A 20146-nucleotide genomic window follows, 5' to 3' on the forward strand; every position below is an offset into this window, starting at 1 on the left:
CCCGCGCGACTCCAGGCTCCGACTCGTCCGACCGCGACCCCTGGCCGCCGCCCCCAGAGCTGTGAACCAGCGGCGCCCGCGCCGCCCCGCACCCCGGCCGCCGGAGGGCACACCCGCCCCCGCCGAACTGGCGAGAATGGCACGCATCGGGCTGGCCGGCCCGGTCCGCGTGGCCCGCTGGGCCGACGCCGCACTCGGTCCCGGCAGCGACGGCGCCACCGCCGACGGCAAGGCCACCCTCTCCGCCGTCACCGCCGAACGCGCCGCCGCCGACCTGGGCCTGAGCGCCGCTCAGGTCCGCGCCGACTGGGACACCGCCCGCCTGGCCGGACTCGTCGAGGTGCACGGCGACAGCGCGCGCCCCGGCTGGCGGCTGCGCGCCTGGGACCGTGACGACAGCGCCGTACTGCGCGGCTGGGTCGCCCTCTTCGACGCCTGGTCGCTCGCCTCCCCGGAACCCGAGGAGTACGAGCCGGCCGCCGTCGCGGAGGTCGTCTCGGCCATGCCGCAGGTGCTCTCCTTCCTCCAGCTGTCCGCCGGTCCCGTCCCGGTCGAGCAGCTGCTCGACCTGCTCCAGCAACGGGTCACCGAACTGCGCACCGAACGCTGCGAGGTCCCCTACGAGCCCGGCACCGACCACCCCGCCGGCTCCGGATCCGTGCGGCCGGCCGTGCCGCGACAGCCGACCGCGCAGGGGCCGGAGCGCCCGGCCGAGCCCGGCGCCGGGCAGCCCGCCGGGACCGGGGAGCCGGGTGCGGCCGCCGGTCCGGCCGCACCCGCATCCGCCGTCGACACCCCGCTCGCCCCGCTCCTCGACTGGGCGCTGCGGGCCCTCGCCGCCGTGGGTGCGCTGACCTACGGCGACGGCCAGGCCACTCTCACCCCGCTGGGCAGCTGGGCGGTCTGGGTCAAGCTGGAGCAGATCTGCGTGGCCGCGCAGAGCCCGGCCGGCAACATCGAGCAGTCCGCCGAGGACATGCTCCGCGGCTGCGCCCAGCTGCGCCCCAACGCCGCCCGCGCCGAATACCGCGCCTGGCTCGCCGCCCGTCCCGTCGGCAGCGCCGTCACCGAGCTGATCCAGGCCGCCCGCGGCGAGGACGCCCTGCTGCGCGGCCTGGCCTTCGAGGCGCTGCGCGTCGTCGGCGCCCCCGCCGAGCCCGACGTGCGCGCCGTCGTGGACGAGCCCGCCGTCCGGCCGTACGCCCTGCTGTGGCTCGCCGAGCACGACGGGGCCGATCCGGAGGACGCCCACGAGGTCCTGACCCGTGAGGAGGCGACCTGGCTGTGGGTGGACACCGCCGCGGCCGTCGCCGACCACGGCGAGGCGCCGATGCTGGTCCGGCATCTGGAGTCCGCGGTGCAGCCGACGGTCCCCCAGCTGCTCGACGAGGTCCGCGCCGTCGGTCACCCCCGCACCGTGCAGGTCCTGGTCGCGCTCGCCGCCGCACACCCCGACCCGGCCCTCGCCAAGGCCGTGCGCCGAGCCGCCTTCCAGGTGCACACCGGAGGATGAGCCGGCCCGGAGGTCAGGCGCCGATCTCCGGGGCGTACGTCCCGAAGCTCCAGATGTTGCCCTCGGTGTCGCGGGCCATGTAGTCACGCGAGCCGTAGTCCTGGTCGGTCGGGGGCATCAGGATCTCCACGCCGTGCTCCAGGGCCCGCTGGTGGTGGGCGTCCACGTCGTCCACGACGACGTACACCCCGGCGGGGCCCGCGTCCTTCATCACCGTGTCGAACAGGCCGCCCCGGCCCTTGGAGCCGATCATCACCGCGCCGTTGCCCTGGACCAGCTCGGCGTGCATCACCTTGCCGTCCTGCGTCTCGTACACCGACAGTTCGGTGAAACCGAGGCCCTCCGTGAGCTGCCGTATCGCCGCCTTGGCGTCCGCGTACAACACCGTGGGGTAGAGGCTCGGCCGTCCGCCGCCCGTACCTGCCATGCCGATCACTCCTTGTGCGTCGGTTCTGGGGCGCCTCGTTCAGTCTTGCAGCCGGCACTGACAACGCACCCTGCCGCTGCCGAGCCCGGGCTCGGACCGGCGCGCACCCGAACGGGCGACTTCCCGCCCCCGCCCGCCCCGGCACCGGCCCCCACCCGCCGCCCGCGACTACGCTCTGCGCCTGATCCGCGGCCGAGGACACCGAAGGGGGACAGGTGGCCACCCCACCACCCACCAGCCACCCGCGTCCCCCGGGCCCCGCAACCCCCCACAGCCGTCCCGCGCGTGTGCACCGCGTACGCCGTGCACTCCCTGCCCTCTGCGGGGTCCTCCTCGCCGCGGTTCTGTTCGGTGTCGCGCATCACCTGCGGCCGCCCGCCCCGTACGGAGACCGTTTCGTGCCGGCCGCGCACGGGCAGCGCCGGCCGGAGGCGGGAGCGTGGACGTCTCGTGCGCGGGGTGCCGTCGTCGTCGCCTACGACACCCGCACGGGCCTGCCGCGCTGGCGGTACGCGCGCGTGGGGCATCGGCCGGTCGCCGTGCTGACCGCGGGCGAGGAGGTGATCGCGCTGTGGGAGGACGGGCTGCTCACCGGCGCCGACGACCGCTCGGTGCGCTGGCACCGCGCGCTGCCCGACGCGGCCGAGTGGCTCCCCGCCCAGGGCGGCACCGGTGTCCTGCGTCCCGTCGGTCACGGCATCCTCGCGGTCGTCACCCCGCACCGCGTCTCCGCGTACCGCCTCGCCGACGGCGATCTGCGCTGGGTGCTGCCCGCCCGCACCGGCTGCGCGTTCCGGCCCGAGGGCGCCGTACGGCACGGCGCGGCCCTGCTGATCGCCCAGCCCTGTGCGCGGGGCGCCTGGACCGGGCAGCTCGTGGCCCTGGACGACCTCGGACGGATCACCCCGGACCGCACGCCCCTCGGCAACGATCTCCCGCGGCCCGGCCCGAACGCGCGGACGTAGAAAAACCGCTTGCACGGCCCCGTTAGACTTCTCCCATGGCCATTCTCCTCGCGCATTAGACGGCGGGAACGTCCTCAGCCGCCCACCCGCCAACCCCTGTACGCCCTGGAGTCTGTCCTTGATCTCCGCCTCCGGTATCGAGCTGCGCGCCGGTGCGCGCGTCCTCATCGAGAACGCCACCTTCCGTGTCGCCAAGGGCGACCGCATCGGCCTCGTCGGCCGCAACGGCGCAGGCAAGACCACCCTCACCAAGTGCCTCGCGGGCGAGGGCATCCCCGCCGCCGGCCAGATCACCCGCTCCGGCGAGGTCGGCTACCTCCCGCAGGACCCCCGTACCGGCGACCTGGACGTCCTGGCCCGGGACCGGGTGCTGTCGGCGCGCGGGCTCGACGTGCTCATCCGCAAGATGCGCGAGAACGAGGAGCGCATCGCGAACGGCAAGGGCGCCACCCGCGAGAAGGCCCTCAAGCAGTACGAGCGCCAGGAGACGGAGTTCCTCACCAAGGGCGGGTACGCCGCCGAGGCCGAGGCCGCCACCATCGCCGCCGCGCTGAACCTGCCCGACCGCGTCCTCGGCCAGCCGCTGCACACCCTCTCCGGCGGTCAGCGCCGCCGTATCGAGCTGGCCCGCATCCTGTTCTCCGACGCGGACACGCTGCTCCTGGACGAGCCGACCAACCACCTCGACGCCGACTCGATCATCTGGCTGCGGGACTACCTGAAGACGTACCGCGGCGGCTTCATCGTGATCTCCCACGACGTCGACCTGGTCGAGACGGTCGTCAACAAGGTGTTCTACCTGGACGCCAACCGGTCCGTGATCGACATCTACAACATGGGCTGGAAGCTCTACCAGCAGCAGCGCGAGGCCGACGAGAAGCGCCGCAAGCGGGAGCGGGCCAACGCCGAGAAGAAGGCCGCCGCCCTCAACGCCCAGGCCGACAAGATGCGCGCCAAGGCCACCAAGACGGTCGCCGCGCAGAACATGGCCCGCCGGGCCGAGAAGCTGCTCTCCGGTCTCGAAGAGGTCCGGATGTCCGACAAGGTCGCCAAGCTGCGCTTCCCGGAACCCGCGCCCTGCGGCAAGACCCCGCTGACGGCGGAGGGCCTGTCGAAGTCGTACGGCTCACTGGAGATCTTCACCGACGTCGACCTCGCCATCGACAAGGGCTCGCGGGTCGTCATCCTCGGCCTCAACGGCGCCGGCAAGACCACCCTCCTGCGCCTCCTCGCCGGCGTCGAGAAGCCGGACACCGGCCAGGTCGTCCCCGGCCACGGGCTCAAGCTCGGTTACTACGCACAGGAGCACGAGACCCTCGACGCCGACCGCACGGTCCTGGAGAACATGCGCTCGGCCGCCCCCGACATGGACCTGGTCGAGGTCCGCAAGGTGCTCGGCTCGTTCCTGTTCTCCGGGGACGACGTCGACAAGCCGGCCGGTGTCCTCTCGGGCGGTGAGAAGACCCGTCTCGCCCTGGCGACCCTCGTCGTCTCCTCGGCGAACGTGCTCCTCCTCGACGAGCCCACCAACAACCTCGACCCCGCCAGCCGCGAGGAGATCCTCGGCGCCCTGCGCACCTACAAGGGCGCGGTCGTCCTCGTCACCCACGACGAGGGCGCCGTCGAGGCACTCCAGCCCGAGCGGATCATCCTGCTGCCGGACGGCGTCGAGGACCTGTGGGGCTCCGACTACGCGGACCTCGTCGCCCTGGCGTGATCCACTGCGTATGGATCATTCGGCCGATCCGTGATCCATCATCTGTGTGAGATCTCCTCGTATCGGGGTGTGTCGTACACGGATTTTGCGGCCGATCCCCTGCATGCCAAGGGATCGGCCGCTTCACTTCGCTGACCTGGTACTTCGCGAATCCACCCGTTCGGCCGTGCGCACACCACTCGATGGAATCGCGTGTTCCGCTTGTGGGGATCGGCTCCTGTCGTCACAACGATGTCTTACGGACCTTGCCGAATGGGTGGCCATCACGCCCAAGAGGGGTGATCATGAGGAGACCAGAGCGCACTTCCCATGAGGAGGCACGGGTGGCCGAGACTCTGAAGAAGGGCAGCCGGGTGACCGGCGCCGCGCGCGACAAGCTCGCGGCAGACCTGAAGAAGAAGTACGACTCCGGTGCGAGCATCCGGGCGCTGGCCGAGGAGACCGGCCGCTCGTATGGCTTCGTCCACCGGATGCTCAGCGAGTCGGGCGTCACGCTCCGTGGGCGTGGCGGAGCGACCCGGGGCAAGAAGGCCGCTTCGTCCTGACTCCGGGCGGCCCACCGGCTTCGATGGTGGCCACCCGGTCGGCGATCTGATCGGCCGGGTGGTTACTGTGCAGTCACTTAAGCATGCCCTCGGCATGCCCGGATGACCGCACTCATCGGAGGCGCCCCATGGCTTCGCCCGACCAGGACCTCGCTCCTGTACTCGACAAGGACGGCGTACGGCTCACCGTCGACGACGCGCTCGCCACGGTGACGCTGACCAACCCGGACAAGCGCAACGCGCAGAGCCCCGCCCTGTGGCGGGCGCTCACCGAGGCCGGGCGTCTGCTGCCGGGCTCCGTCCGTGTCGTCGTGCTGCGCGGCGAGGGCAGGTCCTTCTCAGCCGGGCTCGACCGGCAGATGTTCACCCCGGAAGGGATCCCGGGCGAGCCGACCTTCATCGAACTCGCGCGCCGTGACGACGCCGGGCTCGACGCGAGCATCGCCGAGTTCCAGGAGGCGTTCACCTGGTGGCGGCGGAACGACATCGTGTCCATCGCCGCCGTCCAGGGGCACGCCATCGGGGCCGGCTTCCAGCTCGCGCTCGCCTGCGACCTGCGGGTCGTCGCGGACGACGTGCAGTTCGCCATGCGCGAGACCAGCCTCGGCCTCGTACCCGACCTGACCGGCACGCACCCGCTGGTCGGTCTCGTCGGGTATGCCCGTGCGCTGGAGATCTGCGCGACCGGGCGGTTCGTCGGGGCGGAGGAGGCCGTGGCCTCCGGGCTGGCCAATGTTTCCGTGCCCGGTGACCAACTGGACGGAGCTGTGCGGGATCTGACCGCCGCATTGCTGGCTGCGCCGCGGGATGCCGTCGTGGAGACCAAGGCGTTGCTGCGCGGTGCCGTGGACCGTACCTACGACGAGCAGCGTGCGGCCGAGCGTGCCGCCCAGGCTCGGCGGCTGCGGGATCTGGCCGGCGTCGGCGAGTAGCAGTACGAGCGGTCGTGCGGGCCGGTGAGGGCTGGGCGCGCGGTTCCCCGCGCCCCTAAAAGGCGCTTTCCACCGCTGTGATCAGCACCGCCACCGTCGGGCGGTCCTCCAGTGCGTCCCGGACGACCTCGCGGACCCGCCGGGCCACCTCCACGGCTCGGCGGTCCGCGCCGGTCGTCACCTCCACGCGCACATGCCGGTGCGGTAGCGCCGTACCGGCCGTGCGCTCCTCCAGATGTACCGCCCGCCCGAGACCGCCCAGCGAGCCGGTCAGGCCGGTCACCCCGGGGACGGTCAGTGCGGCCTCGGCCGCCCGGGCCTCGTCCGGGTCCGTGGGCCGCCGCGCGGGCGCCGGCCGTGCCGCACGCGTCTTCGGGACCGCCTCCTCCGCCTCCAGCAGGTCGGTCACCCGCAGGTCCACCTCCCTCACCGCGAGCCCGAGCCGCTGCGTCGCGGCCGTCGCCAGGGCCAGCCGCACACGGGACGCCACCACCGGCAGCGGTTCGCCCGCCCCCGCGGCGAAGTCCGCGGTCAGCCGCAGTGCGCCCGGCGGCAGCGCGCTCGGCGGAGCCGGTACGACGGGTTCGCGCACGTCCTCCGGGTCGGCGAGGGTGATCCGCAGCGCGCCCAGCCGCACCCCGGGCACCCCGGCCGCCAGCGCGCGTGCCAGCACCGCCCCGGCCGCCTCCTCCGTGATCCACGCGCCGTCGCCGGGTTCCCCGAGCGGCAGCAGCCGGCCCAGCGCGACCTGGTGCCGTACCACCTGTGTCCATCGTTCCGCCGTCATTCCACCAGCCTGCCGTATCCCCGGCGCGTGGCCGGGGAACCTTGCATACGGTGGTCGCAGGGGACGAACGGGGACGACGACCGAAAGGGACGTACGGCGATGACCGATATGACGACGGCCCCCGAGGACGACCACGAGCCGCAGGTGACGACCCGTAAGGCCACCCGGCGCGGCGGCGGCGATCCGGCGGCGCGCGGACGGACGACCATCGCCGACGGCGTCGTGGAGAAGATCGCGGGTCTCGCCGCCCGGGACGTGGTCGGCGTCCACACCATGGGCAGCGGCCTGGCCCGCACCTTCGGCGCCGTGCGCGATCGGGTGCCGGGTGGCTCCAAGTCGGTGAGCCGGGGCGTGAAGGCCGAGGTCGGCGAGGTGCAGACCGCCCTGGACCTGGAGATCGTCGTGGACTACGGCGTCTCGATCGCCGATGTCGCCCGTGCCGTACGGGAGAACGTGATCGCCGCCGTGGAACGCATGACGGGACTTGAGGTGGTCGAGGTCAACATCGCGGTCAGCGACGTCAAACTGCCCGAAGAAGAGGACGAGGAGCCCGAGCTGCCGCGCATCCAGTGACGCGCCGGCGACCCGGCCCCGCACAACCGACGAGCTGAGGAGCGCCGCATGAGCATGGCAGTGATCGGCATGATCGCCGGAATGGCGCTGGGCTTCGCCGGGTACTTCGGCGGCTTCGCCGCCTTCCTGCTGGTGGCGGCGCTGGGTGCGATCGGGTTCGTCCTCGGCCGGTTCGTGGACGGCGACCTGGAGCTGGGTGAGTTGTTCCGCACCCGTGCCGACCGGCGCGACCGGCGGCGGTGAGCGGCGGTGACCGCCGGGACCGGCGCGGCGCGCCCGGCGCCGGTCCGGGTGCCGCCGGGCGAGCGCGGCGCCACCCGGATCGCCGACCGGGTCGTGGCGAAGATCGCCGCGCAGGCGGCCCGGGAGGCGCTGCCGCCGCTGCCCGCCGACGCGGCGGCACCGCACGCCACGGTCGTCGTCCACCGTGCGGCGGCCCGGGTACGCGTCCGTCTCGAACTCGGCTATCCCTGCGACATCGGCGCCCAGTGCGCCGCCGTGCGTCGCCAAGTCGCCGAGCGGGTGGGTGCATTGGTGGACATGGCGGTGCCCGAGGTCGCCGTCCAGGTCGAACGGTTGCACCCGGCAGCGCGCGGGAGGGCGTGATGAGCGAGCCCCGGACGACCACCCCGATCCTCGACAAGGACCCCGGTACCGCCCCGCCCGGCCCCGGCGAAGGCAGCGGCCGCTTCTGGTCACCGCGCCGCGTCCCGGCCGCCGTCGTGGCGGTCCTGCTGCTGGCCGGCGCCGGTCTCCTGCTGTACGACATCGCCGCCGTACGGGCCCACCACCCCGCGATGCACTGGCGGCGCGTCCTGGCCCGGCAACTGGCCGAACGGCCCCTGGACGACACCTGGGTGCTGACCGGTGCGGCCGTCGCCGCCGTTGCCGGCCTGTGGCTGATCGTCCTCGCGGTCACCCCCGGCCTGCGCGGTCTGCTGCCCATGCGGCGTCCGCACCCCGACGTCCGGGCCGCACTCGGGCGCGACGCGGCGGCGCTCCTGCTGCGCGACCGGGCCATGGACGTCTCCGGGGTCCGCGCCGTCCGGGTGCGGGTGCGCCGCAAGAGGGCCGACGTCCGCGCCGTCTCGCACTTCCGCGACCTGGACGACGTACGCGCCGACCTGGTCACCGTCCTCACGGACGCCATCCGGGGCCTCGGCCTGAGCCGGCCGCCCACACTGTCCGTCCGGGTGACCCGGCCCGCACGGAAGGGGTGACGCCGATGCGCAGGATCGGCCTGCACCGCGTCCTCCTGGCCCTCGTCGGGCTGCTGCTGCTCGCGCTCGGCGCCGCCGTGCTGGCGGTCGGCCTGGGCGCGCCGCCGCCTTCCTGGTGGATCCACACCGGCCCGCACGACGTCCTGCTCACCCGGTCCGAACGCACCCGCTGGCGGGGCACCGGCTGGTGGTGGGCCACGGTCATCGGCGGTCTGACCATCGTGGTCGTGCTCGCCCTGTGGTGGCTCACGACGGCCCTGCGCCGCCGTCGGCCGACCGAGATCCTGATCGACACCGGCGACGGCGACTCCGCCCTCCTCCGGGCCGGGGCCCTGGAATCGGCGCTGGCCGAGGACGCCGTCCAGCAGCAGGGCGTGGCCCACGCCGGGATCCTGCTGCGGGGCCGCCGTACGAGGCCCACGGCGAGGGTCTGGCTCCGGCTGGAGCCGGGGGCGGATCCGGCGGCGGTCCTGACCGAGTGCACGACCCGGGCACTGACCCACGCACGCGAGTCGGCGAGGCTGGCATCGCTTCCGGCGGAGGTGCACCTACGGGCCGTGAAACACCGTGCGGAAAGGGTCACTTGACAGCGCGGTGCTGCCGACCGGCTCAAGGGGCGCGGGCAACTGTGCGAGCACCCCACCGCGACCCGCAGGCTAGAACCCGTGCCGCATGCCCCCGTCGACAGGCACCATGATGCCGGACACATAGGACGCCGCCGGAGACAGCAGGAACGCCGCAACCCGCCCGAACTCCTCCGGCGCCCCATACCTCCGCAACGGAATCCGGGACTCGTTCGCGGCCCGAGTGGCCTCAGGGTCGGCGGACAGTGCGTCGAGCTCCCGCACGCGATCCGTGTCGATACGCGACGGCAGCAGCCCCAGCACGCGAATCCCCCGCGGCCCCAACTCGTCGGCGAGCGACTTGGCGAACCCGGCGAGCCCCGGCCGCAGCCCGTTGGAGATGGTCAGCCCCGGAATGGGCTCGTGCACCGACGCGGACAGCACGAACCCGATGACCCCGCCCGGCTCCAGTTCGGCTGACGCCGCGCGCGCGAGCCGCACCGCACCGAGGAACACCGACTCGAACGCGTCCCGCCACTGCTCGTCGGTGTTGTCCGCGACGAACCCCGGCGCCGGCCCGCCCACGCTCACCAGCACGCCGTGGAACCCGCCGAAGTGCTCACGGGCGGCCGCGATCAGCCGCTCCGGAGCCTGCGCGTCGGCGTTGTCGACGGCGACGCCGACCGCGTTCGGGCCCAGTTCGGCGGCGGCGTCGGCCACCCGCTTCTCGTCCCGGCCGCTGAGCACGACCTTCGCCCCGTCGGCGACGAGTTCCCGCGCGGCGGCGTTGCCCAGCCCGCGGGTCGCCCCGGTGACGACGTACACCCGGTCCTTCAGTCCAAGATCCATGGCCCCTATCCTGCCTGGTCGTCCCCGAACAGCGTGAGCGCGGTGTTCACCAGCCCGATGTGGCTGAAGGCCTGCGGGAAGTTGCCCAGCTGGCGGCCGTGGACGGGGTCGTACTCCTCGGCCAGCAGCCCCACGTCGTTGACCAGGCCCGCCAGCCGGTCGAACAGTTCCCGCGCCTCCTTCGTCCGGCCGGTCACGTGCAGCGCGTCGGCCAGCCAGAACGAGCAGGCCAGGAAGGCGCCCTCGCCGCTCGGCAGCCCGTCGACCACCGAGTCCTCGGTGTCGTAGCGGCGCAGGAAGCCGCCGTGTCCGAGGTCGTCGCGGATCGCGTCGACCGTGCCGACCACCCGTGGGTCGTCGGCCGGCAGGAAGCCGACGCGCGGGATGAGCAGCAGTGCCGCGTCGAGCTCGCGGGAGCCGTAGTACTGCGTGAACGTGCCGCGCTCGGCGTCGAAGCCCTTCTCGCACACCTCCTGGTGGACCTCGGCACGGAGTCTGCGCCAGCCGTCCAGGTCGCCGTCCAGCTCCGGGTGCTGCTCCAGCGTCTTCACGGCCCGGTCGGCGGCCACCCACACCATCACCTTGGAGTGCACGAACTGGCGCCGGCCGCCGCGCACCTCCCACAGGCCCTCGTCCGGTTGCCGCCACGCCGACTCCAGGAACTGCATCAGCGAACGCTGTATGGCCCACATGTGCGGCCGGGTCGGCAGGCCCGACGCGCGGGCCAGGGACAGCGAGTCCATCACCTCGCCGTACACGTCGAGCTGGAGCTGGTCGACGGCGCCGTTGCCGATGCGTACGGGGGAGGAGCCGGCGAAGCCGGGCAGCCAGGGCAGTTCCGTCTCCGGCAGCCGCCGCTCGCCCGCGACGCCGTACATGATCTGCAGGTCGGCCGGGTCGCCCGCGACCGCGCGCAGCAGCCAGTTGCGCCACGCCTCGGCCTCGTTGTGGTAGCCGGCGGTGAGCAGCGCGCCGAGGGTGAGGGTGGAGTCGCGCAGCCAGCAGTACCGGTAGTCCCAGTTGCGCACGCCGCCGGGCTGTTCGGGCAGCGAGGTGGTGGCCGCGGCGACGATTCCGCCGGTCGGGGCGTAGGTGAGGGCTTTCAGAGTGATCAGGGATCGTACGACCATGTCCCGGCAGGGGCCGTCGTAACGGCACTGCCGGGCCCAGCGCCGCCAGTCGGAGACGCTGCTGTCCAGGGCCTCGTAGGGGTCGACGAGCGGCGGTCGGCGCTCGTGCGAGGGGTGCCAGGTGAGCACGAAGGCGACCCGCTCGCCCTCGCCGACGGCGCACTCGGAGTGGGTGCCGTAGTCCTCGCCCCAGGTGTGCACGGCCGGCTCGGAGCGCAGCCAGGCCGAGTCGGGCCCCGCGACGGCCACCCGGTGCCCGTCCGAGCGGCGCACCCACGGCGTGATCGAGCCGTAGTCGAAGCGGAGGCGGAGGGTGCTGCGGACGGTGACCCGGCCGCTGACCCCCTCGACGATGCGTACGACGTCCGGGGCGCGGTCGCGCTGCGGCATCAGGTCGGTGACCCGGACCGTGCCGTCGGCGGTCTCCCACTCGGTGTCGAGGACCAGGGTGTCGGAGCGGTAGGCGCGGCGCGTGCAGGTGTCCGCTCCCTCGGGGGCGATCCGCCAGTAGCCGTGGTCCTCGTCGCCCAGCAGTTTCGCGAAGCAGGCGCCGGAGTCGAAGCGGGGCAGGCACAGCCAGTCGATCGAGCCGTTCCGGCCGACCAGCGCGGCGGTCTGCTCGTCCCCGATGAGGGCGTAGTCCTCGATGCGCGCGTCCACGGGATGCGGCTTCCCGGCGGGCCGGGGGGCCAATCAGGGGGTGCGCCGGGGGAGTGAAGCCGTCCTGGGGAAGCCGGAGTCACACCGTGGCCGGTTCCGGCTCCTCCGGCTTCGGCTCCGCCGCGGCCTCCTCCCGGTCGCGGATCTCCCGCCGCACCAGGGTCCACCAGCCGAACGGGACGGCCGCGGCGAACAGCCACCACTGGATCATGTACGCGTAGTTCAGCGGGGCGTCCTCGCTGCCGGGGTCGGAGATCTGCTCCGGCGAGCCGTCCTTGGGCGTGGGCGCCGTCTGCTCCACATAGCCGCCGAGCACCTGCGCGCCGAGCCGGTGCGCCTCCTGGGCGCTGTTGATCAGCATGATCTGCCGGTCGGGCAGGCCCTTGACGTTCTTGATGCCGCTGGCCGCGGTCGTCTCGTCGGCCATCAGCCGTCCGGTGACGGTGGTGCGGCCGGACGGCGGGGCGGGGATCTTCGGGAAGGCGGTCTGGACTCCGTTGGCGGGGATCCAGCCGCGGTTGACGAGCAGCACCTTGCCGTCGGTCAGGACGAACGGAGTGAGTACATGGAAACCGACCTCGCCGTCGGAGCTGGTCCGGCGGCGGACCACGACCTCCCTGGCGGTGTCGAAGGCGCCGGTCGCGGTGACCGTGCGGTACTTCTCGGTGCGGGTCACGGCGTGCCCGGGGGAGGTCAGCCGCTCGACCGGGACCGGTTTCGCGTGCAGTGCCGAGGACACCAGGTCGTTGCGGGCGGTGCGCTCCTCGTATCGGTGCTTCTGCCAGAAGCCCAGCCTGATCATCGTCGGGATCAGCGCGATCGCGACGAGCGTGAGGATCACCCACTGGCGGGACAACAGGAAGCGGTAGCGGTGCACCCCACGACGGTACCTCCGAGCCGTGGGGTGCATTCAGGCGGGTACCGGGTCACACCCGGTCGACGATGCCCACCTTCCCGTCGGCGCGGGCGCAGTGGGCGCCGCAGTAGAACTGGCCGTCGGCCTCCACGCCCTGGCCGATGATCTGTACCCGGCAGTGCTCGCAGATGGGGGCCATGCGGTGGATCGCGCAGGAGAAGCAGTCGAAGACATGCACCGCGCCCTGTGCGTGGACCTCGAAGGTCATGCCGTAGTCATTGCCGCAAACTTCACATTTCGCCATGCGCCACAGAGTGAGTCGTCGTGGCGGCCGGGGCGAGCGGGTTCCGGGTGAGTCGTGTGCCAATCACTCATCCGTACGATCACTCGTCGGCGGGCTCGACGTCCCGCAGCAACTGCCCGAACGCGGCCTCGTCGACGATCGGTGTGCCGAACTGGCGCGCCTTGACGACCTTGGACGTGCCCGAGTCGGGGTCGTTGGTCACCAGCAGGCTGGTCAGCCGGGAGATGCTGGACGCCACATGCAGGCCGGCCTCGGTGGCCCGGTCCTCCAGCAGCTCGCGCTCGACGGACGTGTCTCCGGAAAACGCCACCCGCATGCCCTGTTTGAGGCGTTTGCCGTCTTCGTAGCGCCCTGGGTTGGGATAGGGGCATGCGGGCCTTTTGCGGGAGGGGCGCCAACTGCTGGACCGATAGCCGCCGTAGCCCCCGAATGCGCCGGACGACTGCCGGGGCACCGGCCGGTCCGACCACTCCGTCAGCGGGCGGCACTCCAGCAGCGGCAGCCGTACGCCGCCCGCCGCCGCGGCCCGCAGACTGGGCCGGAAGGCCTCCGCCAGCACGCGCGCGTCGTCCAGCGCGTGGTGCGCCCGCTGCTGTACGACGCCGTAGTGCGCCGCCAGCGACTCCAGCTTGAAGTTGGGCAGCGGCAGCCCCAGCTCCTTCGACAGGGCGATGGTGCACAGCCGCTGACGCACCGGTGCCTCGCGCTTCGCGCGCGCGTACTCCCGCGCGATCATCTGCCAGTCGAAGACGGCGTTGTGCGCGACCAGCACCCGGCCGTCGAGCCGGGCCGCGAAGTCCTCGGCGATGTCCGCGAAGAGCGGGGCCCCTTCGAGCACCTCGCTCGTCAGACCGTGTATCCACACGGGTCCCGGATCGCGCTCCGGGTTGACCAGCGTGTACCAGTGGTCCTCGACCTCGCCGCGCTCGTCCAGCCGGTAGACGGCCGCCGAGATGATCCGGTCGTCCCGGGCCAGGCCGGTGGTCTCCACGTCAACGACCGCGTATCCCTTCGGATACGCGGCCGGCCACTGGGTGGGGGAGGACACTGCGGTCGCACGGTCTTCGAGCATGGTCACTGAGGATACGGGCCACGACTGACAGCGGGGTCCCGCAGGTCCCGGTGGCGCCGCCGGTTCCCCGCCCAGCCGCTCGACCGTCGCACGCGCGTGCGTGCATCTCGCCCACTCGCCCGCCTCGTCCCGGCCTCCCGGAAAGCTCGGGTCGAGGGGCGCCGTTGCGCGCCTCTCGGCCGACCGGGCCGGGGTCCGCAGGGGCGGGACCCGCCGGCCGGGCGGCCCACGCGTGCGTGCTCGTCCCGTGCCTCTCAGCCCGCCGAGTCGGCTGGGCGGGTGAGCGCACTCGGTGCCAGCAGGGACCGTACCAGCGCACTCACGGCTGTCACGAACAGCCGCTCGGTGTCCACCGGGCGGGCCAGCGCACGCGCCAGCGCCGGGTCGTCCCCCGCGGCGACCGCACGCCACAGCTCCTCCTCTCCGGGGTGCTGGGCCGGCGCCCGCTCGCGGTTGCGCTCCACCAGCACATGTCCGACGACCTGGAACTGCACCGCGCGGACGAACTCGGCGGCCCGCGCCCCGCGCAACCCGGCCGCGTGCGCCTCGCGGACCAGGACCTGCTGCGCGGGCAGGAACATCCGCTCGGTCAGGCCCCGTTCGTGCACCAGGGCCACCAGATGCGGGTGGTCGCGCAGCCGGCGGCGCAGCGCACAGGCGACGGAGACCACACGCTGCTCCGGCGTGCGCCCCGCCGGGCGGATCTCGCCGAGGTCGGCCACGGTCCGCTCCACGAGTGCGTCGAGCAGCGCCTCGCGGCCCCCGACGTGCCAGTAGATCGACGTCACGGCGGTGCCCAGCTCGGCGGCCAGCTTGCGCATGGTCAGGGCGTCCGGGCCGTGCTGTCGCACCAGCCCTGCGGCGGCGTCCAGCACCGCCTCCCGGCTCAGCGCACTTCTCGGACCGCTCGCCATGATCTCCCAACTCCCGTCCGTCCGCGTGTCTTTACCCCGCCCGAGGTCTGCTGTAACTGTGTTACAGGTGACGGGTCGTCAGAAATCCCGTCAGGAACACCGTCAGAACCCCGTCAGGATCACCGGCCAGCAGAAGGGCGGTACGGCGTATGGCACGCGCACGCGAACACGCACGCGTACGCTACGGCGCACGGACCGAGCGGGAGATCGCCGCGACCCGCACCGCGGGCGCGCGGCTTGCGGACATCTGGTCCACCGGCGTGGTGGCCGTCTGGGAGACCGACCCGGACGCGGTCGCCGCGGTCCTGCCACCGCCCCTGAAACCCACCGGCAGCCCGCTCGTGCGGGTGACCATCAGCAAGGTCGACCTGCCGGGGTACCCCCTCGGCGCGGGCTCGTTCGCGGTCGCCGCCGCGCACGGCACGGCCGAGGGCTGGTACCCGCTGGTCATGCCGATGACCCAGGAGCGTGCCCTCACCGGCGGGCGCGAGGTCTTCGGCGAGCCCAAGAAGCTCGGCGAGGTGACGGTCGAGCGCGACGACGGCGGTGTACGCGCGGTGCTGGCCCGGCACGGCATCGCGTTCGTGGAGGTGCGCGGCACGGTCGGCGGCGAGCTGCCCCTGCCGGAGCCGAGCCGCAGGACCGACTTCTACTTCAAGTTCCTGCCCGCCGTGGACGGTTCGGGTTTCGACGCCGACCCGGTGCTGGTGCACTGCGTGCGCCACGAGAAGGTGCGCCGACTGGAGCGGGTCACCGGGGAGGTCGTCCTGCGGGAGTCGGCGTACGACCCGGTGGCCGACCTTCCGGTGCTGCGCCTGCGCGAGATCACCCTCGGCGAGAAGACCAGCGACCAGAGCGGCCGGGTCGTCGAACGGGTCGACGCCCAGGCGCTGCTGCCGTACGTCCATCAGCGCTACGACGATCCGCTGCAGATCCTCGACGCACCGCCCGAAGGGAGCTGAGCCGCATGGATCTGCACGCCGGACAGGTCGCCGTCGTCACCGGAGCGGCGAGCGGGGTCGGGCTCGCGATGGCCCGCCGGTTCGCCGCCGAGGGCCTGAAGGTGGTCCTCGCCGACGTGGAGGAGGCCGCACTCGACAAGGCCGCGGCCGGCCTGCGCGCCGAGGGCGCCGACGTGCACGCGCGCGTGGCCGACGTCGGCGAACGCACCCAGGTCATGGAGCTGGCCGAGGCCGCGTACGAGACCTACGGCGCCGTGCACGTCCTGTGCAACAACGCGGGCGTCGGCTCGGGCGCCGAGGGCCGGATGTGGGAGCACGACCCGAACGACTGGCGGTGGGCCTTCGCCGTCAATGTGTGGGGAGTCTTCCACGGCGTCCAGGCGTTCGTGCCCAGGATGATCAAGTCGGGTCAACCCGGTCATGTGGTCAATACATCCTCCAGTGACGGCGGCATAGCACCGCTGCCGACGGCCTCCGTGTACGCGGTCACCAAGGCGGCCGTCGTCACCCTGACCGAGTCCCTGTACGCCCACCTGAAGGCCGAGCACGCGCGCGTGGGCGCCTCGGTGCTCTTCCCGGGTCCGCACATGCTGCGCACCGGCCTGTGGGAGTCGCACCGCAACCGCCCCGCCCGCTACGCCAAGCAGCGCCCGCGCAGGACCCCGTACCGCAGCCTCGACCAGTGGGAGGAGGCGATGCGCGCGGCCGGCCAGGAGGTCCGCTTCACGCCCGTCGAGGAGGTCGCCGACCTCGTCGTGACCGGTATCCGGGCGGACCGCTTCTGGCTGCTCCCGGCGAGCGAGCACAGCGACGCCCAGATCCGCGCCCGGGCCCGGTCGATGCTGGACCGGGCGAACCCGTCGTACCTCGAAAGCTTCGTCCTGGACTGAGCGGAGGCCCTGGTGAGCGCATACGACGACCCCTATCTGATCATCTCCTCCGACTGCCACGCCGGACTGCCCACCGAGGAGTACCGGCCCTACCTGGAGAGCCGTTTCCACCGGGACTTCGACGAGTTCCTCGCCGGCCAGGGCCGGCGCCGCGCGGAGATGACCCGGCTCGGCATCCGCAACGAGGCCTTCGCCGACCAGTGGTTCCGCGACAACGAGGAGGGCCTGCGCGGCGGCTGGGACACCGCACAGCGCCTGAAGGAGCTGGACGGGGACGGCGTGGCCGCCGAGGTGGTCTTCCCGGACGCCGACGCCGTCGACAGCCGCACCGCCGCGCCCTTCGGCGTGGGCCTCGGCCTCACCGGCGACCAGGACCCGCAGCTGGGCATGGCGGGCGCGCGGGCGCACAACCGCTGGCTCGCGGACTTCGTCTCCGAGCACCCCGAACGGCACTGCGGCGTCGCCCTGCTGCCGGTCACCGGCGAGGTGTCCGAGGTCGTCGCCGAGATCCGCCGGGCCAGGGAGTCCGGCCTCGGCGCCCTGATGATCCCGGCGATGTGGGCCGGCAAGGAGCCGTACCACGACCGGCGTTACGACCCGGTGTGGGCGGCCGCCGCCGAGTGCCGGATGCCCGTGCTCACCCACTCCGGTGCCGCCCCGCGCGAGGAGTACGGCGACCACCTCGGCATCTTCGTGAGCGAGGTGACCTGGTGGCCGGCCCGGCCGCTGTGGTTCCTGCTCTGGTCCGGAGTCTTCGAACGCCACCCGGGGCTGCGGTTCGGCGTCGCCGAGTCCGGCTGCTGGTGGCTGCCGAACCTGCTGTGGTTCATGGACCGCCTCTACCTCGGCGCTCACGGCGGCAAGAAACTCTCCCCGTTCGAGGGGCTGAAGCGTCCGCCGCACGAGTACCTGGACCGGCAGGTGTTCGTCTGCGCCACCAACACCAAGCGGCGTGAGCTGGCCCAGCGGTACGAGATCGGCGTCGACAACATCCTCTGGGGCAGCGACTTCCCGCACCCCGAGGGCACCTGGCCCGACACGCGCGCGTGGCTGCGCCGTACCTTCCACGACATCCCGGTGGACGAGACCCGCCGGATGCTGGGCCTCGCGGCGGCGGAGGTCTTCGGCTTCGACGTCGCAAGGCTGACGCCGCTCGCCCGCCGTATCGGCCCGACCCCCGCCGAGCTCGGTCAGCCGGCCGACCAGGCGGCCGTGGAGGCGTCCTGGGCGCGCTCGCGCGGGACGGGCCGGCACTGGCTGACCGACGAGGACTTCCCGGTTCTGGGGGTGACCCGATGAACGACGACCGCTACACGGTGATCTCCGCCGACTGCCACGCGGGAGCCGATCTGCTGGACTACAGGCCGTACCTGGAGAAGCGGTACCACGACGACTTCGACGTCTGGGCCGCCACCTACGTCAACCCCTACGAGGACCTGCTCGCCGACTCCGCCGACCGCAACTGGAACTCCGAGCGGCGCCTCGCGGAGCTGGAGGCGGACGGGATCGTGGCGGAGGTGATCTTCCCGAACACCATCCCGCCGTTCTTCCCGTCCGGCTCGCTCATGGCCCCGCCGCCGGGCGCCGAGGACTTCGAGCGGCGCTGGGCCGGGCTGCGCGCCCACAACCGCTGGCTCGCGGACTTCTGCGCGGCCGCGCCGGGCCGCCGGGCCGGTGTCTTCCAGATCCTGCTCGGGGACGTCGAGGAGGCCGTCAGGGAGATCCGCTGGGCCGCGTCGGCGGGCCTCAAGGGCGGCCTGATGCTGCCCGGCACTCCGCCCGGCTCCGGACTGCCCGAGCTGTACTCGCGCATCTACGACCCGATCTGGGCCACCTGCGCGGAACTCGGCGTCCCCGTCAACCACCACGCCGGCTCGGCCTCCCCGCCGCTCGGCGAGGAACCGGCCGCCCGCGCGGTGTTCATGGTGGAGACGACCTGGTTCTCCCACCGCGCCCTGTGGCACCTGGTGTTCGGCGGCGCCTTCCGCCGTCACCCGGAGCTGAGACTGGTCCTGACCGAACAGGGCTCCGGCTGGATCCCCGGGGTGCTCGGCATGCTGGACTACTACCACGGCCGTCTGGTCGCCGCGTCCGCGCAGGCCGACACGGCGGAGGCCAAGTTCGGTGCCGGACTCGCCGACGGCATGGGCGAGCCGCCCTCCCGGGTCTGGCGGGACCACTGCTTCGTCGGCGCCAGCTTCATGCGCCCGCACGAGGTGCCGCTGCGCGACCGCATCGGCGTCGACAAGATCATGTGGGGCAGCGACTACCCGCACGACGAGGGCACCCACCCCTACACCCGCGAGGCCCTGCGCTTCGCCTGCGCGGGCGTCCCCCACGACGAGCTCGCGGCCATGCTCGGCGGCAACGCCGCCCGCGTCTACGGCTTCGACCTCGACCTGCTGGACTCGGTCGCGGCCAAGGTCGGCCCCACGGTGGCGGAGATCGCCGAACCCCTGCCGGAACCCCCGGCGGACGCGACCAGCCCGGTGTTCGCGCGGGGGGCGTCGGTGCGGGTGTGGTGACGGCAGGGGTGCGATCCTCCCTGCTGTGACGGAACCAACCCATGACGAGGCGCACGGCGGTGCGCTGGGCTCCCGCCTGAACTGGCTGCGGGCGGCCGTCCTCGGGGCGAACGACGGCATCGTGTCCACCGCCGGACTCGTCGTCGGCGTGGCCGGTGCGACGGACTCCCGTGCCGCCCTGCTCACGGCCGGTCTGGCCGGCCTGCTCGCCGGGTCCATGTCGATGGCGGCCGGGGAGTACGTGTCCGTGTCGACGCAGCGGGACTCGGAGATGGCCGCGCTGGCCCTGGAGCGGCGGGAGCTGCGCGAGCAGCCGGAGCTGGAGCTGGAGGAGCTGACCGAGCTGCTTCGGCAGCGCGGGCTGTCCCACGAGGTCGCCCGGGAAGCCGCCGAGCAGCTCACCGCGCGGGACGCGCTGAAGGCCCACGCGCGCGTGGAGCTCGGTATCGACCCGGACGAGCTGACCAACCCGTGGCACGCGGCCTGGGCGAGTTTCCTGGCGTTCACCGTCGGCGCGCTGCTGCCCCTGCTGGCCATCGTGCTGCCCCCGGCCGCCTGGCGGCTCCAGGTCACTGTGGCGTCCGTACTGGCCGCGCTCGTCCTCACCGGGTGGAGCAGCGCCCGGCTGGGAGCGGCCGACCCCGGGCGCGCAGTGCTGCGGAACGTGCTGGGCGGGGCGCTCGCGATGGGGGTGACGTACGCGGCGGGGAGCCTGCTGGGGGCGGCGGGGGTATAGCGGACT

Annotated in this window: 23 protein-coding genes; 15 read left to right on the forward strand and 8 right to left on the reverse strand. The window is 73.0% G+C overall.

The window, feature by feature from the left end:
- The first annotated feature begins 136 nt into the window (after positions 1–136).
- Positions 137–1513: a hypothetical protein gene (locus ACIGXP_RS21370; protein WP_399770404.1), complete on the forward strand. Its 1377-nt coding sequence runs from the start codon at positions 137–139 to the stop codon at positions 1511–1513.
- Between the two features lie 13 nt (positions 1514–1526).
- On the opposite strand, the gene ACIGXP_RS21375 is transcribed toward ACIGXP_RS21370, so the two are convergent.
- A complete protein-coding gene (locus tag ACIGXP_RS21375) occupies positions 1527–1940 on the reverse strand; it encodes a VOC family protein (RefSeq protein ID WP_363214901.1) in 414 nt (137 codons plus the stop codon).
- A gap of 398 nt (positions 1941–2338) precedes the next feature.
- On the opposite strand from ACIGXP_RS21375, the gene ACIGXP_RS21380 reads away from it, so the two are divergent.
- The 4 genes from ACIGXP_RS21380 to ACIGXP_RS21395 all read left to right on the forward strand — a co-directional run bounded on the left by ACIGXP_RS21380 (position 2339) and on the right by ACIGXP_RS21395 (position 6099).
- Entirely contained in the window at positions 2339–2905 is a 567-nt protein-coding gene (locus ACIGXP_RS21380) for a hypothetical protein (RefSeq protein WP_399770406.1), read from the forward strand.
- A gap of 118 nt (positions 2906–3023) precedes the next feature.
- The gene (gene abc-f / locus ACIGXP_RS21385) at positions 3024–4622 is read left to right on the forward strand and encodes a ribosomal protection-like ABC-F family protein (protein WP_363214899.1); all 1599 of its coding nucleotides are present in this window, start codon (positions 3024–3026) and stop codon (positions 4620–4622) included.
- A 323-nt stretch (positions 4623–4945) separates the two neighbouring features.
- Complete coding sequence (locus ACIGXP_RS21390) at positions 4946–5167, forward strand: helix-turn-helix domain-containing protein (protein WP_004002281.1); 222 nt, start codon at positions 4946–4948, stop codon at positions 5165–5167.
- Between the two features lie 128 nt (positions 5168–5295).
- Positions 5296–6099 (forward strand): enoyl-CoA hydratase/isomerase family protein, encoded by an 804-nt coding sequence (locus ACIGXP_RS21395; protein WP_363214898.1) that lies wholly within the window; start codon positions 5296–5298, stop codon positions 6097–6099.
- 55 nt (positions 6100–6154) lie between these two features.
- On the opposite strand, the gene ACIGXP_RS21400 is transcribed toward ACIGXP_RS21395, so the two are convergent.
- Positions 6155–6886, reverse strand: a complete 732-nt coding sequence (locus ACIGXP_RS21400) for a nucleopolyhedrovirus P10 family protein (RefSeq protein ID WP_399770410.1) — start codon at positions 6884–6886, stop codon at positions 6155–6157.
- A 99-nt stretch (positions 6887–6985) separates the two neighbouring features.
- Here ACIGXP_RS21400 and ACIGXP_RS21405 point away from each other — a divergent pair, with 99 nt between their 5' ends.
- Genes ACIGXP_RS21405 through amaP form a run of 5 tightly spaced genes read left to right on the forward strand, consistent with a single transcriptional unit; the run spans position 6986 to position 9266 of the window.
- Complete coding sequence (locus ACIGXP_RS21405) at positions 6986–7459, forward strand: Asp23/Gls24 family envelope stress response protein (protein ID WP_363214896.1); 474 nt, start codon at positions 6986–6988, stop codon at positions 7457–7459.
- A gap of 48 nt (positions 7460–7507) precedes the next feature.
- Positions 7508–7702: a hypothetical protein gene (locus ACIGXP_RS21410; RefSeq protein ID WP_399770412.1), complete on the forward strand. Its 195-nt coding sequence runs from the start codon at positions 7508–7510 to the stop codon at positions 7700–7702.
- 6 nt (positions 7703–7708) lie between these two features.
- On the forward strand, positions 7709–8065 hold the full coding sequence (locus ACIGXP_RS21415) for a hypothetical protein (RefSeq protein WP_399770414.1): 357 nt from the start codon (positions 7709–7711) through the stop codon (positions 8063–8065).
- A complete protein-coding gene (locus ACIGXP_RS21420) occupies positions 8065–8679 on the forward strand; it encodes a DUF6286 domain-containing protein (RefSeq protein WP_399770416.1) in 615 nt (204 codons plus the stop codon). Before ACIGXP_RS21415 ends, ACIGXP_RS21420 begins: the two co-directional genes overlap by 1 nt.
- Before the next feature lie 5 nt (positions 8680–8684).
- Positions 8685–9266 (forward strand): alkaline shock response membrane anchor protein AmaP, encoded by a 582-nt coding sequence (gene amaP / locus ACIGXP_RS21425; RefSeq protein WP_399770418.1) that lies wholly within the window; start codon positions 8685–8687, stop codon positions 9264–9266.
- 69 nt (positions 9267–9335) lie between these two features.
- On the opposite strand, the gene ACIGXP_RS21430 is transcribed toward amaP, so the two are convergent.
- The 6 genes from ACIGXP_RS21430 to ACIGXP_RS21455 form a co-directional block, all read right to left on the reverse strand.
- Positions 9336–10091 carry an SDR family oxidoreductase gene (locus ACIGXP_RS21430; RefSeq protein WP_399770419.1) on the reverse strand — a complete coding sequence of 252 codons (756 nt, stop codon included), beginning with the start codon at positions 10089–10091 and terminating at the stop codon, positions 9336–9338.
- 5 nt (positions 10092–10096) lie between these two features.
- A complete protein-coding gene (locus tag ACIGXP_RS21435; protein WP_399770421.1) occupies positions 10097–11881 on the reverse strand; it encodes a glycoside hydrolase family 15 protein in 1785 nt (594 codons plus the stop codon).
- 79 nt (positions 11882–11960) lie between these two features.
- Entirely contained in the window at positions 11961–12791 is an 831-nt protein-coding gene (locus ACIGXP_RS21440) for an SURF1 family protein (protein ID WP_363214889.1), read from the reverse strand.
- A 16-nt stretch (positions 12792–12807) separates the two neighbouring features.
- Entirely contained in the window at positions 12808–13041 is a 234-nt protein-coding gene (locus ACIGXP_RS21445; RefSeq protein WP_363214888.1) for a hypothetical protein, read from the reverse strand.
- 79 nt (positions 13042–13120) lie between these two features.
- Positions 13121–14113: a DEDDh family exonuclease gene (locus ACIGXP_RS21450; RefSeq protein WP_363214887.1), complete on the reverse strand. Its 993-nt coding sequence runs from the start codon at positions 14111–14113 to the stop codon at positions 13121–13123.
- A 254-nt stretch (positions 14114–14367) separates the two neighbouring features.
- A complete protein-coding gene (locus ACIGXP_RS21455; RefSeq protein WP_399770424.1) occupies positions 14368–15027 on the reverse strand; it encodes a TetR/AcrR family transcriptional regulator in 660 nt (219 codons plus the stop codon).
- A gap of 149 nt (positions 15028–15176) precedes the next feature.
- Between ACIGXP_RS21455 and ACIGXP_RS21460 the strand changes: the two genes are divergently transcribed.
- Genes ACIGXP_RS21460 through ACIGXP_RS21480 form a run of 5 tightly spaced genes read left to right on the forward strand, consistent with a single transcriptional unit; the run spans position 15177 to position 20140 of the window.
- A complete protein-coding gene (locus ACIGXP_RS21460) occupies positions 15177–15989 on the forward strand; it encodes an acetoacetate decarboxylase family protein (RefSeq protein WP_399770426.1) in 813 nt (270 codons plus the stop codon).
- A gap of 5 nt (positions 15990–15994) precedes the next feature.
- Positions 15995–16879, forward strand: coding sequence for an SDR family NAD(P)-dependent oxidoreductase (locus ACIGXP_RS21465; protein WP_399770428.1), 885 nt, complete (start codon positions 15995–15997; stop codon positions 16877–16879).
- A 12-nt stretch (positions 16880–16891) separates the two neighbouring features.
- On the forward strand, positions 16892–18178 hold the full coding sequence (locus ACIGXP_RS21470; protein ID WP_363218788.1) for an amidohydrolase family protein: 1287 nt from the start codon (positions 16892–16894) through the stop codon (positions 18176–18178).
- Positions 18175–19404, forward strand: coding sequence for an amidohydrolase family protein (locus ACIGXP_RS21475; protein WP_399770431.1), 1230 nt, complete (start codon positions 18175–18177; stop codon positions 19402–19404). The genes ACIGXP_RS21470 and ACIGXP_RS21475 overlap by 4 nt, the downstream gene beginning before the upstream one ends.
- A 25-nt stretch (positions 19405–19429) precedes the next feature.
- Positions 19430–20140 (forward strand): VIT family protein, encoded by a 711-nt coding sequence (locus ACIGXP_RS21480; protein WP_363218790.1) that lies wholly within the window; start codon positions 19430–19432, stop codon positions 20138–20140.
- Positions 20141–20146 lie beyond the last annotated feature (6 nt).

The organism is Streptomyces sp. NPDC053069, assembly GCF_044546895.1.
In the GTDB taxonomy this organism is placed as follows: domain Bacteria; phylum Actinomycetota; class Actinomycetes; order Streptomycetales; family Streptomycetaceae; genus Streptomyces.